Origin of the sequence: Streptomyces sp. NBC_00310 (assembly GCF_036208085.1) — a bacterium.
In the GTDB taxonomy this organism is placed as follows: Bacteria; Actinomycetota; Actinomycetes; order Streptomycetales; family Streptomycetaceae; genus Streptomyces.
The window spans coordinates 6,163,247-6,180,109 of the sequence record NZ_CP130714.1 but is presented as its reverse complement, the minus strand read 5'-3'; the positions used below and the strand labels follow the sequence as shown (position 1 = coordinate 6,180,109).

Below are 16,863 nucleotides of genomic sequence, written 5' to 3'. Positions count from 1 at the left end.
CCGTCCTCGCCCCACCCCTCATCCACGACCCCGACGGTAACGCGCCACCGAGGAGTACGACGCCGGGACCCATCGGTTTCCCTCCGCCCGGCTCCGTGCCAGTGCCGGCGCACCCGGCGCCTGGGGGCAGGCGGTGTTGCCCGGTCAGCGGCGCCGCTTGCGGCCGCTCTTGCCTGACGAGCGCCGGGCCTTCCGCACGCGGCCGATGCGGGCGCCGTGGGTACCCAGCGCCCGGGCCGCCAGCTGCCTGAGCTCGTCCAGTCCGGCCCGGTCCGGGTGCGCGGAGTCCAACGCGGCGGCAACCGCGTCCCTGGCCTGGGGACCCTGGGCGCGCAGCATCTCCTCGGCGCCGTCCCCGCCGCCCGCCAACTCCACGAGCTGGAGCAGGCTCTCGGCGAGCACCAGCAGCTGCTCGGCATCGGTCATGTCCTCGGGGGACAGCAACTCACGGTGTGCCAGCGCGTTCAGCGCCGGCGGCGCCAGCTGTGTGTCTCGCCGCAGCGTGCGCAGCAGCCGCTCGCCCTCACCGTCCGGCAACGCCGCCGACAGCACGTCGAGCATCGCCTGCGCACGCGTGCGGAAGGTCATGGTCCTTACGGCGTCGGTCAGTTGGCGCAGGGCACCTTCCCGCTCACCGCGGGCCGTGATCCAGTCGGCCAGCTCCGTGCGGGCGGCGTCCGGGTCGTAGTGCTCGGCCAGCACCCCCAGCAGGCCGGCCGCCGGCGCCTGGGCCAGTTCACCGACCAACGGTGCGTCCCTGCCGGCCGCCAGCAACCGCTGCCGTACGGCCCGGGTACCGAGCTCGGTGAGACGGATGAGCTCGACCGGCCCGGCGGCCAGCTCCTCTCGCCGGGCATCGGCACGCTCCCGGGCCGCCGGGTCCGTTGCCGCCCCCGCGACGCCCAGCAGCTCCGCGAGCTCCGGCGGCATGTCCGCGAGCAGCTCGGGACCGGCATCGGAGAGGTCGATGTCCAGGAACACCGGATCGGCCATCCCACGGTCACGCTCGATCGCGCCCAGGTCGTCCAGCAGGTCGAGCACCGCGCGCAGGTCCCGGTCGGCGTGCTCGAACCACATCCGGTGCTGAAGGTCCGACCCGGCGTCGAGCTGCAAGGAGGTCCGATAGGCCAGGTGTACCGTGTCGCGCAGCCGCGGCCAGGGCATCGGGTACGGCAGGCTGTAGAGCGTGTTCAGCACGTCGTCCAGGACGTCCTCGTAGACGTCGAAGAACATCGACTCGACGTGCCGGCCGCTGCGCGCCCCGATCAGAGCCTGCCGCAGTTCGAAGCACGCGTCGAAGGCGCGCAGCCACAGCTGGAGCGGGTCGGCCAGCACCGGCCGGGCCTTGGCCACCGCGTACAACCGCCCCTTGACCACCCGGACCAGGCGCGCCTTCTTCGCCCACTCCACCAGCAGTCCCAGCCGCGGCAGGTCGGCCGAGGAGCGCACCCCCTCGATCTTGTCGCCGGTGCCGAGGACGTCCACCAGCTCGCGGGCCTCCGCCATCCGCAGCCGTCCCGTCGCCGTCACCGGTCGGCCGCCCTGCCCCGCCCATTCGGCGAGTCCGCGCAACTGCGCCACGGTCGTCGACGCCTCGGCCCGTCGGCGCAGTTCGTCGTCCGGGGGAAGCATCACGGGCAGTTGCGGCTCGGCCCGGGCCACGTCGGACAGCGCGCGGCCGGTCAGCCGCCGTTCCATGATCGTGGCGAGAGCCTGCTGATCGTAGGCGACCTCCCCGCGCTGCGCCCGGTCCGCGAAGCGCTGAAACGCCGCCCCGTCCTGGACGTCCACGCCCTGCTCCGCGGCCGTCATCGCCCAGAACTTCGCCAATCCCCAGCGCGTGCGGTCCGTCATCGCCGCCAGATGCCGGTCCGCGACCCTGTCGACCGCGGCAAGGGAATCCTGGAGTGAGGGGCCGCGCGGGTCCGCCAACTGCGCGGCGTGCAGATAGCGCAGCAGCGTGCGCAGGGTGCCCGGGGCGTCGCCGCGTTCCTCCCCGGGAAGCTCGGTGACCTGCTGGGGAAGCCAGGAGAGCAGCAGTTCCTCCACATGGCGCGGCTCCCACAGCCCCAGCCGGCCGTCGGCAGTCGCCCGGTGTCGGTAGTCCAGGGCCGTCTCGGCAGTGAATCCGTCCACCGGCAGCCCCTGCTCTCCGGCCCACCGGACCAGGCGGTCGACCAGCAGCCCGCACGCCGCCTCGAACTCATCCTCGGCCTCGGGTTCGAACCGCGTCCGCATGAAATCCGTCCAACCTGTCAGCAGTAGTCGTTGCCGTGCCACGCTATCGGCGAACCGGCGCCGGCAACTCGGCCGAGGACGAGCGGGCCCGCTACCTCAGGGCAGCACGTGGTGGTGGTCGCCCGCAGCGAACGCGGCTTCGAACCTCCTTGCGGCGAACCGGACTTCGTCGCACGGACTCACTGCGCAGAACGGCACGCCCCCCTGCCGATACCGATCGACGAAGGGCCGGGCAAGCGCAGCCGACTGCCGCGACCAGGAACGACCACGTCCGACGGCAGCGGTGCCGACGGTACGGGCCTGGCCGCACCGGAGGTCCTTCGTCAGCGGCCGTCCGCCTCGGGCTCCGGGCGCGGGAGCTCGTCGAGGTCGAGGGTGAAGGTGCGGCCGTCGGCCAGGGGGATGGGGAGCTTGCCCGTGCCGTACTTGTGGGTGTGGGCCGCGATGTAACCCGTGGCGGTCGGCTGGGTGTGGAGGACGACTTCCTGGGCGTAGGGGTCCACGACCAGGTAGATCGGGATTCCGTAGCGGCCGTACTTCGCGGTGCAGTCGTCGTAGTCCTTGCGCGCGGAGGAGGTCGAGACGACCTCGGAGATCAGCAGGACGTCCTCGAAGCTGTAGCGCTTGCCCTCCCGGCGGGCGTCCTCGCGAAGGATCGCCAGATCGGGGGCGGAGTTCTCGTCGGCGGGGAAGTCGATGTAGACGTCGGAGGTGACCTTCGCGTGACGGCCGAGGGCAAGAGCGGAGTCGATCTGCATCGACCTGATGGTGCTGGAGTGCTCTTCGCTCTGCGGGGTCATGATCACCTTTCCGTCGGCCCCGAACAGAACCGTGTATCCCTTGGGGAACTCGGTGTGCACGATCGCGTCGACGCTCATCAACGGCTCCTTCCCGTGTGTGGTCAGGATACGACGGACAGTGCCGCGTCACCGAGCCCGTCGGGACGGTCGGCAGACCGGTCCGAACAGACCCTGCGGCCAGCCCACCGCCGGTGCCGGAGGCCACAGCCGGGCCTGTCGCACGACAGAGGAATAGGTAGACCAACGAGGTGTCGCCTGGGTGACGGCCGCGCCCGCGCTGGTGACGGCCGTGCGTTCGGCGAAGCAGTACCTGACGTACGTGGCGTCGGGGCCGTTCCAGTACGCCGTCGCCGAGGCGCTCGCGCTGCCCGACAGCTACTTCGAGGCGTTCCGCGCGGACATGCCGGCCAAGCGGGACGTGCTGGCAGCGGGGCTCTCCGACACCGGGTTCGAGGTGTTCCGGACCGCGGGCACGTACTTCAGCACCACCGACATCCGGCCCGTCGGCGAGACCGACGGCTTCGCCTTCTGCCGCGCGCTGCCTGAGCGGGCGGGCGTGGTGGCCATCCCCAACGCCGTCTTCTACGACCACCGCGAGGCCGGCGCGCCCTTCGTGCGGTTCGCCTTCTGCAAGCGCACGGAGGTGTTGGAGGAGGCGGCGAAGCGGCTGAAGGCGGCGTTCTGACGACGCGACGCCACCGGCGGGATCGCCGCATTCCCGTCGACGTCGGCGCGGATTTCCCGTCGACGTCGGCGTGGATTTCCTCGACGTCGGCGCGGACGGCGAGAGCCCGGCCGTGGCACTCCACCATGCGGGTGGGGCGTCCTGGCCGGGCTCTCGTACGTCTGACGGGGTGTTTCGGGTCGTCGTGAACCCAGTCCCCCTGTAGCCGCCGGGGTCGATGACCGCCGGTGGCCACGGAAGCGCGCAGGGCGACTACTCGCCGTCGTCCTCGGGCTTCTCGGGCTTGTCGGTCTCGTCGACGTCCTCGGCCAGGCCGAGCTGCTCGACGAGCCACTTGTCGAACTCGATGGCCGCGCGCACCCAGCTGACCGTCGACGAGACGAAGTGCTCCAGGCTGACGCCGGTGCCGATCAGCAGCTGCGCCTCGCCGATGAGACGAACCGTGCCGTCGTCATGCGTGTGGCTGTAGACCTTGGGCCACAGGGTGCGCCGGTTCCAGTCGTCGATGGTCTCCAGCAGAGCCGGCTTCTCGTCGATCTGGTGCGGGCGGTCGTAGAACGTGCGCACCGAGAAGACCTGCTGGTCACCCTCTCCACGGAACATGAAGTACGTACGGAATTCCTCCCACGGCGCCGCGAGGTCACCCTCGTCGTCGACGACGTACTTCAGCTCCATCTGGTCCAGGAGCTGCTTCACGAGGTCCTGATCCGGGACGACGGGGCCCGCCGGCCCTTGGGGCTGCGGCTCGGGCTGGCCCCCGAAGTTCGGAATCGAGGACGGGTCGATGCTCACCGTGATTTTCCCTTCGTACGGATTCCGCCATCCTCCCCCATGCGGGGCGGGGAGTGGCAACCCCCGCCCCGCGTGGTTCGTCGCCCTTGGCCGGATCCTCCGGGGGATTCAGCTACGAGCGTGGCCGGGAACCTTTCGGGTACCCCCGATCACGGCTTCTTCTCCATCGACGGGGGCACCGGGGCGTCCGTGTCGGGTGCCGTCGTCGCGCCCGTCACCGGTCCCACGATCAGCCCCTCTCCTTCGCCGAACGTGGCCACCCGGACCGTGTCGCCGTCCTTGACCTCGCCGGCCAGGATCTCCTTGGCCAGACGGTCGCCGATGGCGGTCTGGACGAGGCGGCGCAGCGGGCGGGCGCCGTAGGCCGGATCGTTGCCCTCTTCGGCGAGCCAGGCCAGGGCCTCGGGGGTGATCTCCAGGGTGAGGCGGCGCTCGGCGAGACGCTTGGACAGGCGGTCGATCTGGAGCTTCGCGATGCGCTCCAGCTCCGCCTTGTCCAGCGCGGAGAAGACCACGAGGTCGTCGAGGCGGTTGAGGAACTCCGGCTTGAAGGAGGCCCGCACCACGTCCATGACCTGCTGCTTCTTCTCCGCCGCGCTGGTGACCGGGTCGACCAGGTACTGGCTGCCCAGGTTCGAGGTGAGGATCAGGATCGTGTTGCGGAAGTCGACCGTGCGGCCCTGTCCGTCCGTGAGCCGGCCGTCGTCCAGCACCTGCAGGAGGATGTCGAAGACCTCGGGGTGCGCCTTCTCCACCTCGTCCAGCAGCACGACCGAGTAGGGACGCCTGCGGACGGACTCCGTCAGCTGGCCGCCCTCCTCGTAGCCGATGTAGCCGGGAGGCGCGCCGACCAGGCGGGCCACGCTGTGCTTCTCGCCGTACTCCGACATGTCGATGCGGATCATGGCCCGCTCGTCGTCGAAGAGGAAGTCGGCCAGCGCCTTCGCGAGTTCCGTCTTGCCCACACCCGTCGGGCCCAGGAAGACGAAGGAACCGGTCGGGCGGTCCGGGTCGGCGATACCCGCGCGGGAACGGCGTACGGCGTCGCTCACGGCCCGTACGGCCTCGGTCTGGCCGATGAGGCGGCGGCCCAGCTCGTCCTCCATGCGGAGCAGCTTCTGGGTCTCGCCCTCCAGCAGGCGGCCCGCCGGGATACCCGTCCAGGAGGCGACGACGTCCGCGATGTCGTCGGCGCCGACCTCGTCCTTGACCATGGTGTTCTTGGAGGCGGCGGCCTCCTCCTCGGCCTCGGAGGCCTCCTCCAACGCCCGCTCCAGGGTGGGGATCTCGCCGTAGAGGAGCTTGGAGGCGGTGTCGAAGTCGCCGTCGCGCTGGGCGCGTTCGGCCTGGCCGCGCAACTCGTCGAGCTTCTCCTTGAGTTCACCGACGGCGTTGAGGGACTGCTTCTCCTTCTCCCAGCGGGCGGTGAGGTTGCGCAGGTCCTCCTCCTTGTTGGCGAGGTCGCGGCGCAGCTTCTCCAGGCGCTCGCGGGAGGCGGCGTCGGTCTCCTTGACGAGGGCCATCTCCTCCATGCGGAGCCGGTCCACGGACCGCTGGAGCTCGTCGATCTCGACGGGCGAGGAGTCGATCTCCATCCGGAGCCGGGAGGCGGACTCGTCGACGAGGTCGATGGCCTTGTCGGGCAGGAAGCGGGAGGTGATGTACCGGTCGGAGAGGGTGGCGGCGGCGACCAGCGCCGCGTCCGCGATCACGACCTTGTGGTGGGCCTCGTAGCGGCCCTTGAGTCCGCGCAGGATGGCGATGGTGTCCTCGACGGTCGGCTCGGCGACCAGCACCTGCTGGAAGCGGCGCTCCAGCGCCGGGTCCTTCTCGATGCGCTCGCGGTACTCGTCGAGGGTGGTGGCGCCGACCATGCGCAGCTCGCCGCGGGCGAGCATCGGCTTCAGCATGTTGCCGGCGTCCATGGCGGAGTCGCCGCCGGCGCCCGCGCCGACGACCGTGTGCAGCTCGTCGATGAAGGTGATGATCTGCCCGTCGGAGTCCTTGATCTCCGCGAGCACGGTCTTCAGCCGCTCCTCGAACTCGCCCCGGTACTTGGCCCCGGCGACCATGGCGCCGAGGTCGAGCGCGACCAGCCGCTTGTTCTTCAGCGACTCGGGCACGTCGCCCTTCACGATCCGCTGGGCCAGCCCCTCGACGACGGCGGTCTTGCCGACACCGGGCTCACCGATGAGGACCGGGTTGTTCTTGGTCCGGCGGGACAGCACCTGCACGACCCGCCGGATCTCCTGGTCCCGGCCGATGACGGGATCGAGCTTCCCCTCCCGCGCGGCGGCGGTGAAGTCGGTCCCGAACTTCTCCAGGGCCTTGTACTGCCCCTCCGGATCGGCTGTGGTCACCCGGCGTCCTCCCCTGGCTTTCTGGAACGCCTCCCGCAACTTCCCGGCGTTCGCCCCCTGCCGGGAGAGTACGTCCCCGGCCTGGCCGCCCTTCTCCGCGATCCCGAGCAGGAGGTGCTCGGTGGAGACGTACTCGTCGCCCAGCTCCTTCGCCTTGGCCTGGGCCTCGGCGACCACGCCGAGCAGCTCGCGGTTGGGCTGGGGCGGCGACACGGTGGAGCCGGTCACGCTGGGCAGGCCGGCCAGGATCTTCTCGGCGCCGGCGCGCACGACCGCCTGGTCGGCGTCGACCGCGGCGAGCAGATCGGTGATGTTCTCGTTGTCCTGGCCCTGGAGCAGAGCCAGCAGCAGGTGGGCGGGGGTGAAGTCGGCGTGTCCCTCGGACACGGCCCGGTTGCTGGCCGCGTTGATCGCGTCCCGGCTCCTGTTGGTCAGCTCGGCATCCACGTTCGCGTTTCCCTCCTTGCGTCAGCCGTTGCGTCGGTCATCGCGTCGGTCACCGGTCACCGGTGTCGGCGCCGGTCCCGGTCCCGGTCCCGGTCACAGTGACTTGAGCAACGTACACAAAGTTGAGTCTATTCCACTCAAGGTGGAGCCGGGGAGGGATCCCGCCAACCGGTCGGGGGCCGCACCCGAGAGGGGTGCGAGAGGGGCCCGGGAGGGGCCCGGGAGGGGCCCGGGAGGGGCCCGGGAGCCGGATTCCCCGCTAGATTCCAGGACCGTGAGCACCTATCGAGTGGATCCGGGAGACCCGGACGCCGCGTACCTCGCCTTCTGGCGGGAGCGCCACCTCTGCACCCTGACCACCCTCCGCGCCGACGGCAGCCCCCATGTGGTGCCCGTCGGGGTCACATACGATCCCGGGGCCCGGCTCGCTCGAGTGATCACCCGAACGGGGAGCACGAAGGCACGGAACGTGCGCGCCGCGGGGGCCGAGGGCGCCCGGGTCGCGGTGTGCCAGATGGAGGGCCGGCGCTGGGCCACGCTGGAGGGGCTCGCCCGGGTCCACGAGGACCGGGAGCGGGTCGCGGAGGCGGAGCGGCGGTATGCGGAGCGGTACGGCAGGGAACCGCAGCCCAACCCGCTCCGCGTCGTCATCGAGATCGAGCTGACGCGGGCACTGGGGCGCGGCTGACGGTCGCCGACCATTTCCGGTTGACCATTTTTCAGACAGATGAGCGGGCGGACGGGTTGGTTCCGATACCGCCGGACATCCTGAAATGTCCCCGTAAACCTGCAGCGGCGTCACCGTGTTCAGGTCACGGTGACGCCGCTGCTGGGGGGAAGCGCCTGAGCGATTTGAAACGACGGGGGAATCGCTTCAGGCACTGCGGGGGGTGGCTGATACGGCCGTGGAGGCCGGGGTCTCCGGCTCGGCGAGCCGGTGGTCGCGCTGGTCGAGATTGACGAAGACCATCCCGTACCGAATGGCACACCGCACTGGCTGCGGCGCGCCGCGCGGTCGCCGCAGACACCGGTACGCCCGGATGTCCTCGTCCTCGTCCCGGGTCACCACCACCGGTTCGCCGAACACGGTCACCATCAACGAGTCACCGCTGTGGGGGATGGCGGTGGCCAGGTCGATGAAGTGCCAACCGGAGCGGTAGGCGGTGGCCATTTCTCGGCGGAAAGAGCGGTCGTCGGGTGGAGTCGTCATGTCAGACCTGCACAGTCTCGTCCGAGCCCTGTGGCGCCACCGGCCAGATACTGTCGGCGAGCACGGTGGTGTTCACCGCACCCACCGCCGCACCACCCCAGAAGCTGTCCTCAGGCGAGTCGCCTCTCGCAGCGGAGTGAGCACTCACCACTCCGAAGGCCATAACGGCGGAGAAGGCGGCGACAAGCACCGAGCGAAGCAATCCGTTACGCATAGTCGGCTTCGTCCTCACTTGAAGGTCCCCTCTTCCCCCGTCGCCTACGACGATGGCTCATTCGGGCACGTCATGGCCACATAATCGGTGCATCATGTTCCTGCATGTTCAGGACCCTGGGGGGTGGAGATTTGGCAAATAGCTGGACGAAAGAGACACATCCCCACGCGGTGACCGAACTGTGTGAGGACGGCAGCCGTCTCTACGCGAATGCTCTTCGCGCGGGACGTATCGCCCGTACGGATGTGGAGACGACTCCCTGTTTGATGGAGTTCGGTCTGCTCCAGCCAGATCTCGACGACGCGAACTGGCTGCGCCCGGTTCCCCCGTCGGCCGCCCTGGCCCAGCGGCTGCACCCACTGGAACGCGAGATCACCGAGCGTCGGCGGCTGACCACCGAACTGGCCGAGACCTTCGAGCCGTTCATGGCGCTCAGTGCCCGGGCAACCAGCGACACGCACTCGATCACGGTGCTGGAGGGCAGCGACCGGATCAACGCCGCGCTCGACCTGGCCACGTCCCAGTGCCAGAGCCAGATGCTCACGGTCCAGCCGAGCACCAGCCGCCCCGAGCGCAGGATCGTTCAGGGGCTGGAGCGCGACAGGCCTCTGCTCGAACGCGGTGTGAGCATCCGTACGCTCTACCAGCACACCGCCCGCTACAGTCCCGCGAACCTGGCGTACGTGGACCAGGTGTCCGGCAAGGTAGAGATACGGACCATCGACGAACTGGTCGAACGCCTCATCGTCTGCGACGAGACGGTCGCCTTCATCCCCACCCGTGACGACCGGCAGGTCGCCCTGGAACTCCGCCACCCCGGCCTGGTCCGCTATCTGATCAAAGTCTTCGAGTTCATGTGGTCCCGCGCCGTCCCGCTGAACGCCGGCGCCCCCTACGAGACCGCCTCCGACGGCATCACTGAGATCCAGCACTCCATAGCCAAACTCCTGGTCGAGGGCCACGTCGATGAGGCAATAGCCCGCCGCCTCGGCATGAACGTCCGTACCTGCCGCGCCCACATCGCCAAGCTGGCGACGGCGCTGGGCAGCGGCAGCAGGGCCCAACTCGGCTACCTCATAGCCCAGTCCGGGATGCTGAACCAGGAGAGCTGACCGCCGTGGGAGACGAGTTACACGCGATCGCCGAAGCCCACGGGCACGGAGCCGACGAACTGTGCGAGGCCGGCACCGAGTTGTACGCGCGGGCGCTGGAGGAGGGGGCCGTGCCCGGCGAGGACGCCGCCGCGGCACCGTGCCTGATCGCCGCCGGGCTGCTGCACCCGGTGATCGGCGACCCGCTCCGGCTGGAGCCGGCGGCTCCCGCGACCGCCCTGCACCGGCTCCTGCGCGGCATCGCGGACCGGGTCGCCGAGGAGCGGCGCCGAGAGGAACGGCTGGCCGCGGCCTTCGAGCCGCTGCTGCGGATCGCGGAGCGGCGGACGGCACCGGGCGACACCGGCACCCCGGCCATCACCCTGCTCAGCGGCGTCGAGCGGATCAACGCCGCCATCACCGAGGCCATGGCCGAGGCGACCCGGGAAATGCTCTGTATCCAGCCGCACACCCACCAACACGGCCCGCGCGGCCAGGAGGGCCAGGCCGGCGCCCTCGGCCGCGACCAGGCCCTGCTGGCCCGTGGCGCCCGCATCTGTACGCTCTACCCGCACACCCTCAGGCACTCCCCCCTCATCCTGGCCCGCTACGAACAACTGCGGGGCGACGCCGAGGCGCGCACCCTGGACGAGGTCACCGACCGCCTCATCCTCGTCGACCGCACGGTGGCCTTCATTCCCGCCGACGCCGAACGGACCTTGGCCCTGGAGATCCGCCATCCCACGCTGATCTCGTTCTTCGCCACGACCTTCGACCGCCTCTGGCAGCTGGCGACGCCCATGTACCCCGAGGCCGTCCAGCTCCCCGTGGTCGACGGTGTCACGCCCCGCCAACGCGCCATCGCCCGTCTCCTGGTGGAGGGCCACACCGACACCGCCATCGCCGACCGTCTCGGCCTCAACGTCCGCACCACCCGCGCCCACATCGCCAAGCTCGCCGCCCACCTGGGCAGTGAGAGTCGAGCCCAACTCGGCTATCTCATCGGGCAGTCGGGGATTCTGGAGCGGGAAGAGGGGCCGTAGGGGCGGGGGCCGGGGAGGGGACGGCGGGGAGGTCGTCCGATGGGGTGGCACGCGGCGTGCCGTCGAGGCCGGCCTCGGCGATGCGGACGCCGAGCTGGGTACGGCTGGCCGCGCCGAGCCGTTCGGAGAGGCGGGCGATGTGGGCCCGGCAGGTGCGCACGCTGATGCCGAGCCGTTCGGCGACCACCGCGTCCTGGTGTCCCTCCGCGAGCAGCGCCGCGATGGACCGCTCGCGGTGGGTGATGCCCGCGACCCCGGTCGACGGGAGCGACGCGGCCAGCGGGACGCCGAGCCGCCACAGCCGTTCGAAGACGGTGACCAGGTACTCCACCAGCGCCGGATGGCGGATCTCCAGGGCCATGCTCCGGTCGGCGTTGGCCGGGATGAACGCCACCGTGCGGTCGAAGACGATGAGGCGCTCCACGACCTCGTCCAGGGTGCGGGCCTCCGCCGACTCCCCCATCAGCTCCATGTAGTTGTGCAGGCCCTGCCCGTGCCGGGCCACATGCGTGTACAGGTCCCGCATCCGCACACCCCGCCGGCACATCGCCAGCGCCCGGTGCAGCCCCTCGCGCAGCTCGTCCTCGCGCCGGATCCCGCCCGGCTGCACGGTCAGCACCTCCGTGGTGCAGCGGTCGGTGGCCTCGTCGATCGCCGCCCGGATCCGGGCCAGCCCGTCGAGCACCCGGATCGCCGTGCTCTCCGCCGAATCCCGGGCCCGGGAGCTGCCGAGGCCCGCGTACCACTCGACGGCGTCGACCGCCGCGCCCATCCGGGCCTGACTGGCGCTGACCTCCGCGTGGACGCCGCGCAGCAGCCGGGTCATGACCTCCTGCGGGGAGGTGGGCACCAGCCAGCCCATGTCGTCGGGGTCGGGGTGCAGCAGGGCGAGTTCGAGGAGGCAGGGCACGGCGTCGGCGTCCGCGCGCGGGACGCGGCCCCGCCGTACGGCTCTGGAGTACACGCGGTCCCCGGCGGCGCAGAGCCGGTCGGCACCGTGTGGATGCTCCTCGGTCGCGTGCCCGGCCATCACCCAATTCACCCCCGGTTCCAGCCTCTTCGGAGCGCAACTATGCGCGGCCCGCACCGGCACCGCAACACGGCTCTGCCATGTTTCCGCCCCGATAACATCCGTTGTGCCCGCCTCCTCCACCCCTCAGGCAGTGCGCTCTGCAACAAGCTGAAATCGGCGACGGAAGCCTCCGCACGACCCGGCGGGTCCCCTCGCCCGGCCGCCGGGACGGCCACGGAAACAGCGACGAAGACGGCCACGGAAACGGCCGGTTCCCCGGTCGTGCGCCGGGCCGGTCAGCGCGGCGGTCGCAGCCCCGCGTCCCCCGCCCGGCCGTACTTCAAACCTTCCGTTTCCGCAGGTCGCGATCGTCCCCGCAAGCTGCCCGAAATGTGCTGGTGATCAGGGTGTTACGGAGCGCGCTTACCGTCGGGCCATGGCGGACATATTTGACGCGTACGCGTTGGCCGACGCGTGGGACGAGATGTTTGCGCGGCCGGGTGAGGTCAGGGCCGCCTATGAGCCGGTGCTGGCGGCCCTGCAGCCCATCGAGCCGGCCGAACTGCGGTTCAGGGCCGACCAGATGGCCCGCGCGTTCACGGACCGCGGTGTGACGTACGCCTTCGCGGGCGAGGAGAGACCCTGGCCGCTGGATCTGGTGCCGCGCATCCTGGACGCCCTGGAGTGGGATCTGATCCAGCGCGGAGTGGCCCAGCGCGTACGGGCGTTGGAGGCGTACCTCGCGGACGCGTACGGGCCGTGCCGGGCCTTCGAGGACGGGGTCGTGCCGTGGCGGCTGCTCCTCAACTCCGCCCACTTCCACCGGGCCGCGCACGGTGTGGAGCCTCCGGGCGGGGTCCGTATCCATGTCGCCGGCATCGACCTCGTCCGGGACGAGGCGGGCGACTTCCGGGTGCTGGAGGACAACGTCCGGGTGCCGTCCGGGGTCTCGTACGTCATCGAGAACCGGCGGGCGATGACCCGCGTCTTCCCGTCCCTCTTCGCCGAGCAGCACGTCGTGCCGGTCGACGGCTACGCCCAGAAGCTGCTCGCCGCGCTCCGGGCCGCCGCGCCCGGCGGCATCGGTGACCCGCGTGTCGTCGTCCTCACCCCCGGCCCCAGCAACGCCGCCTACTTCGAACACGCCCTGCTGGCCCGGCTGATGGGCGTGCAGTTGGTGGAGGGGCACGATCTCGTCTGCCGGGGGAACCGGGTGTGGATGCGGACGACCCGCGGGGAGATGCCCGTCCACGTCGTATACCGGCGCCTCGACGACGACTTCCTCGATCCCCTCCACTTCCGGCCCGACTCGGTGATCGGCTGCCCGGGGATCATGGGCGCCGCGATGGCGGGCAACGTGACGCTCGCCAACGCGGTCGGCAACGGCATCGCCGACGACAAGCTCCTGTACACGTACGTTCCCGACCTCATCCGCTACTACCTCTCAGAGGAACCGATTCTGCCGAACGTGGAGTCCTTCCGGCCGGACGAGCCGGGGCAGTTGGAGGCGGTCCTCGACCAGATCGACCAGCTGGTGATCAAGCCGGTCGACGGGGCCGGCGGGCAGGGCATCGTCATCGGGCCGAAGGCGGACCGGGAGACGCTGGAGCGCACCCGGGAGGCCGTGCTCGCCGATCCGCGCGGCTGGATCGCGCAGCGGCCGGTGGCGCTGTCCACCTCCCCCACCCTCGCGGGCGAACGCATGGCCCCGCGCCACATCGATCTGCGGCCCTTCGCCGTGAACGACGGGAGTGACGTGTGGGTGCTGCCCGGCGGGCTGACCCGGGTCGCCCTCCAGGAGGGAAATCTCATCGTCAACTCCAGCCAGGGCGGCGGCTCCAAGGACACCTGGGTCCTCGCCGAGGGGCCCGCCGAGCAGCGGTCCGAGGAGACCGGTGGCCCGCTGCCGGAGAAGGCACCGCGCCAGCTCGGGCCCGACGGCGTCCGGACCGTCGTCCAGGAAGGGGCACAGCAGTGAACGACGTGATCCTCTCCCGGATAGCCGAGGCCCTGACCTGGACGGGACGGTACGTGGAACGGGCCGACGCGACGGGCCGCATCCTCGACGCCTACCTCCACCGCCTGCTCGAAGACCCCTGGCGCGACGAGGACGTGGCCTGCCGCTCGCTGTACGCGATCCTCGGTGTGGACGCGCCCGACCAGCACTGCGACATGCAGCAGGTGCTGGACCAGCTGGCGTTCGACGCCCGCTCGACGGGCTCGATCGAGGGCGCGCTCGGGGCGGCCCGGCTCAACGCCCGCAGCGCCCGTGAGGCCGTCTCCTCCGAGATGTGGGAGTGCCTCAACTCCACCTGGCACGCGCTCGCCGACCAGCGGACGGCAGCGCGCCGGACGGGCGGCCCGTACGCGTACCTGGAGCTGGTACGCCGGCGCGCGGCCCTCTTCTTCGGGCTCGCCGACTCGACGATGAGCCGCGACGACAGCTGGCGTTTCGTGGTGCTGGGCCGCAGCCTGGAGCGGGTGGACATGACCGTACGGCTGCTGTCGGTGCGAGTGCTGGACGCGGCGCACGCGCCGGACTGGCCGACCCTGCTGAGCGCGAGCGGCGCCGACGAGGCGTACGCGCGGGTGCACGGCGGCTTCGGCGACAGCCCCAAGGTCGCCGAGTTCCTGCTGCTGGACCGGGACTTCCCGCGCTCGGCGCTGCACGCGCTGACCACGGCGGAGGAGTGCCTGGCGGCGCTCGGCCGTCCCCGCCAGGACCCGGCCCGCCGCCCGATCGGCGCCCTGCGCACCCACCTCGAATATCTCGACTCCGAGTCCCTGGAAGCCGGGCTGCCCACGCTGCTGCGCGACCTGCAGCAGGCGTGCATGGCCTCGGCGGAGGCGGTGGCCGAGAAGTTCTTCCCGTACCAAGGCCCCGTCGAGTGGGCCCAGGAAGGCGCGTGAGCGATCCCGATGACACCTCCACCCCCACCCCCGGCCCCCGCCACGACGGCGACCCGGCGGCTGCGCATCCGGCACACCACCCGCGTCTCGTACGCCCAGCCCGCGGCCTCCTCCCACAACGAGGTCCGCATGACCCCGCTGACGCTCCCGGGCCAGACCACCCTGGACGCCCGCGTCCTGGTGAACCCTTCCACCCCCACCTGGTCGTACTGGGACTACTGGGGCACCCAGGTCACCGGCTTCGACCTCATCGAACCCCACTCCGACCTGACGATCACCGCGACCAGCCTGGTGGAGACGGCCCCGCCGGGGCCGCTCCCGGACGCGCCGGACTGGACGGAGATCCACCGGGCCACCGTCGACTCCCGCCTCCTGGAGTACCTGACCGCGACGGGCCGCACGACCCTCCCGGCCGAGCTCCTGGACCGGGCCCGTGAGGTGTCCGCCGGGCTCGACGTGCACGGCACGGCGACCGCGGTGTCGGCGATGGTCGCCGACCACGTCTCGTACGTGCCGGGCGCGACCGGCGTGCACACCAGCGCGGACGAGGCGTGGGAGCAGGGGGCGGGCGTCTGCCAGGACCTCGCCCACCTCACCCTCGGCATGCTCCGCGGCCTCGGCCTGCCCGCCCGCTATGTCTCCGGCTACCTCCACCCGGAGCGCGAGGCCGAACTCCACCGCCCCGTCGCCGGGCAGAGCCACGCCTGGATCGAGTACTGGGCCGGCGACTGGACCGGCTACGACCCCACCAACCGGGTCCCCGCCGACGAGTCCCACGTCGTCGTCGGCCGAGGCCGCGACTACGACGACGTGACGCCCCACAAGGGCATCTACCGGGGGGTGGCCGGGGGGCCGCCGGAGGTGACGATCGAGTTCACGCGGGTGGCCTGAGGGGTCCCTGGGGTCCCTGGGGTCCCTGGGGTCCCTGGGGTCCCTGGGGTCCCTGGGGTCCCTGGGGTCCCTGGGGTCCCTGGACCCTGACACACCGCGGGGCGGGGTGATCCCGGCCCAGTAGTGGCCTAGTAGTCCTCCTCCTGGTCATCCCGCGCGTAGTCCGTCAGTACGCAGCCGGCCTCGCCCTCGTCCTGCCGGTAGGTGCTCGGTATGTCCACGCCCGGTTCGCAGACGAGGTAGAGGAGGCCCGCGTCGAGGAGGGCCTTGGCGTTCTCCTCGTCGTCGGCGTCGACGGCGAAGGTCATGCCGACCATCAGGCCGGTGTCGTCGGCGATCTCGGAGTTCGCCACGTCCTTCTGGAAGTCGCCCAGGCTGGTGAAGTGCAGGAAGTCGATGTCGCTGTCGTCATTGACGTCGCAGTCGCCGGCGCTGTCGACCGCGTAGCTGACCTGGGCGCGGAACTCCAGCAGCTCGTCGCCCACGTAGTAGTCGGTGTCCTGGCACCCGACGTGCTTCTCTAGGAAGAGGGCGACCGCCTCCCTGTCCTTGGCGACGGGAAGCATCTCGCCGTCGTCGCCACAGGCGGAGACGGTGACGGCGAGCAGCAGGGCGCACGCGGACGCGGCCAGCGCGGAGGGCGTACGGCGGGTACGGCGGGTACGGGCAGGGGTGCGCAAGGGAGGGGTCCTCTGGGGTTCTGAGTGAGCGGAAGGGAGGGTGTGGGGGGTGGGGATCAGGAGGCCGGCACGGGGGCGGGGGCGAGGAGGGCCGTCTGCCGGGTGTCGCCGTGGCCGGTGGGCGGCGCGGCCGAGAGCGCCGGCGCCCTTCCGGTGGGCCGCGTGGCGGCAGGCACCGAGCCGGTGCGTCGCGCGGCGGCAGGCACCGAGCCGGTGCGTCGCGTGGCCGCAGGCACCGAGCCGGTGCGTCGCGTGGCCGCAGGCACCGAGCCGGTGCGTCGCGCGGCGGCAGGCACCGAGCCGGTGCGTCGCGCGGCGGCTGTTCGCGCACGCGACGTAGGTGTGTCCCCACTGCTCTGAGGCATGTGACAGTCGTCCCCCGTGATCACGACATGACAAGCAGTAACCCTAGACCATGGGACATCCGCACGGCAGTCGAGGGCCGCCTCGCACGGACGGCCCCGCCCGGCCGCGAAAAAGCACGGCCCGG

13 protein-coding genes and 1 pseudogene are annotated in these 16,863 nt (G+C 71.1%); 7 read left to right on the top strand and 7 right to left on the bottom strand.

Annotation, left to right across the window (positions count from 1 at the left end; genetic code table 11):
- Positions 1-144 precede the first annotated feature (144 nt).
- Both OG202_RS27110 and OG202_RS27105 read right to left on the bottom strand, forming a co-directional pair.
- Entirely contained in the window at positions 145-2,238 is a 2,094-nt protein-coding gene (locus tag OG202_RS27110) for a hypothetical protein (RefSeq protein WP_327728479.1), read from the bottom strand.
- A gap of 323 nt (positions 2,239-2,561) precedes the next feature.
- Positions 2,562-3,116 (bottom strand): Uma2 family endonuclease, encoded by a 555-nt coding sequence (locus OG202_RS27105; RefSeq protein ID WP_228968564.1) that lies wholly within the window; start codon positions 3,114-3,116, stop codon positions 2,562-2,564.
- 172 nt (positions 3,117-3,288) lie between these two features.
- Here OG202_RS27105 and OG202_RS27100 point away from each other — a divergent pair.
- Positions 3,289-3,723 (top strand): annotated as a pseudogene (locus OG202_RS27100) (aminotransferase class I/II-fold pyridoxal phosphate-dependent enzyme); the annotation flags it as partial.
- A 252-nt stretch (positions 3,724-3,975) separates the two neighbouring features.
- Here the strand turns inward: OG202_RS27100 and OG202_RS27095 are convergent.
- Together OG202_RS27095 and clpB are read right to left on the bottom strand one after the other, a co-directional pair.
- Positions 3,976-4,515: a YbjN domain-containing protein gene (locus OG202_RS27095; protein ID WP_326579772.1), complete on the bottom strand. Its 540-nt coding sequence runs from the start codon at positions 4,513-4,515 to the stop codon at positions 3,976-3,978.
- Between the two features lie 149 nt (positions 4,516-4,664).
- Positions 4,665-7,322 (bottom strand): ATP-dependent chaperone ClpB, encoded by a 2,658-nt coding sequence (gene clpB / locus OG202_RS27090; protein ID WP_327728480.1) that lies wholly within the window; start codon positions 7,320-7,322, stop codon positions 4,665-4,667.
- 274 nt (positions 7,323-7,596) lie between these two features.
- Here clpB and OG202_RS27085 point away from each other — a divergent pair, with 274 nt between their 5' ends.
- The gene (locus OG202_RS27085; RefSeq protein ID WP_326579776.1) at positions 7,597-8,010 is read left to right on the top strand and encodes a pyridoxamine 5'-phosphate oxidase family protein; all 414 of its coding nucleotides are present in this window, start codon (positions 7,597-7,599) and stop codon (positions 8,008-8,010) included.
- Between the two features lie 186 nt (positions 8,011-8,196).
- Here OG202_RS27085 and OG202_RS27080 read toward each other — a convergent pair whose 3' ends face one another.
- Complete coding sequence (locus OG202_RS27080) at positions 8,197-8,532, bottom strand: hypothetical protein (protein WP_327728481.1); 336 nt, start codon at positions 8,530-8,532, stop codon at positions 8,197-8,199.
- A gap of 318 nt (positions 8,533-8,850) precedes the next feature.
- On the opposite strand from OG202_RS27080, the gene OG202_RS27075 reads away from it, so the two are divergent.
- Together OG202_RS27075 and OG202_RS27070 are read left to right on the top strand one after the other, a co-directional pair.
- Entirely contained in the window at positions 8,851-9,858 is a 1,008-nt protein-coding gene (locus OG202_RS27075; RefSeq protein WP_327728482.1) for a helix-turn-helix transcriptional regulator, read from the top strand.
- Positions 9,859-9,863: 5 nt separating this feature from the next.
- Entirely contained in the window at positions 9,864-10,880 is a 1,017-nt protein-coding gene (locus OG202_RS27070) for a helix-turn-helix transcriptional regulator (RefSeq protein WP_327728483.1), read from the top strand.
- Here the strand turns inward: OG202_RS27070 and OG202_RS27065 are convergent.
- Positions 10,837-11,910, bottom strand: a complete 1,074-nt coding sequence (locus OG202_RS27065; protein WP_327728484.1) for a helix-turn-helix transcriptional regulator — start codon at positions 11,908-11,910, stop codon at positions 10,837-10,839. The genes OG202_RS27070 and OG202_RS27065 overlap by 44 nt on opposite strands.
- A gap of 418 nt (positions 11,911-12,328) precedes the next feature.
- On the opposite strand from OG202_RS27065, the gene OG202_RS27060 reads away from it, so the two are divergent.
- From OG202_RS27060 to OG202_RS27050, 3 genes are read left to right on the top strand one after another with little or no spacing between them, the layout of a single operon-like run.
- The gene (locus OG202_RS27060) at positions 12,329-13,870 is read left to right on the top strand and encodes a circularly permuted type 2 ATP-grasp protein (RefSeq protein WP_326579790.1); all 1,542 of its coding nucleotides are present in this window, start codon (positions 12,329-12,331) and stop codon (positions 13,868-13,870) included.
- Positions 13,867-14,802, top strand: a complete 936-nt coding sequence (locus OG202_RS27055; protein WP_326579792.1) for an alpha-E domain-containing protein — start codon at positions 13,867-13,869, stop codon at positions 14,800-14,802. Before OG202_RS27060 ends, OG202_RS27055 begins: the two co-directional genes overlap by 4 nt.
- A 9-nt stretch (positions 14,803-14,811) precedes the next feature.
- Positions 14,812-15,693, top strand: coding sequence for a transglutaminase family protein (locus OG202_RS27050; RefSeq protein ID WP_327728485.1), 882 nt, complete (start codon positions 14,812-14,814; stop codon positions 15,691-15,693).
- 128 nt (positions 15,694-15,821) lie between these two features.
- Here OG202_RS27050 and OG202_RS27045 read toward each other — a convergent pair whose 3' ends face one another.
- Positions 15,822-16,373: a hypothetical protein gene (locus OG202_RS27045; protein WP_327728486.1), complete on the bottom strand. Its 552-nt coding sequence runs from the start codon at positions 16,371-16,373 to the stop codon at positions 15,822-15,824.
- Positions 16,374-16,863: the final 490 nt, after the last annotated feature.

What these genes read in the sequence shown, in the direction of transcription:
- OG202_RS27110 (WP_327728479.1), bottom strand. Translation starts at nt 2,238, where the DNA reads ATGCGGACGCGGTTCGAACCCGAGGCCGAGGATGAGTTCGAGGCGGCG.
- OG202_RS27105 (WP_228968564.1), bottom strand. Translation starts at nt 3,116, where the DNA reads ATGAGCGTCGACGCGATCGTGCACACCGAGTTCCCCAAGGGATACACG.
- OG202_RS27080 (WP_327728481.1), bottom strand. Translation starts at nt 8,532, where the DNA reads ATGACGACTCCACCCGACGACCGCTCTTTCCGCCGAGAAATGGCCACC.
- OG202_RS27075 (WP_327728482.1), top strand. Translation starts at nt 8,851, where the DNA reads ATGTTCAGGACCCTGGGGGGTGGAGATTTGGCAAATAGCTGGACGAAA.
- OG202_RS27065 (WP_327728484.1), bottom strand. Translation starts at nt 11,910, where the DNA reads ATGGCCGGGCACGCGACCGAGGAGCATCCACACGGTGCCGACCGGCTC.
- OG202_RS27060 (WP_326579790.1), top strand. Translation starts at nt 12,329, where the DNA reads ATGGCGGACATATTTGACGCGTACGCGTTGGCCGACGCGTGGGACGAG.
- OG202_RS27050 (WP_327728485.1), top strand. Translation starts at nt 14,812, where the DNA reads ATGACACCTCCACCCCCACCCCCGGCCCCCGCCACGACGGCGACCCGG.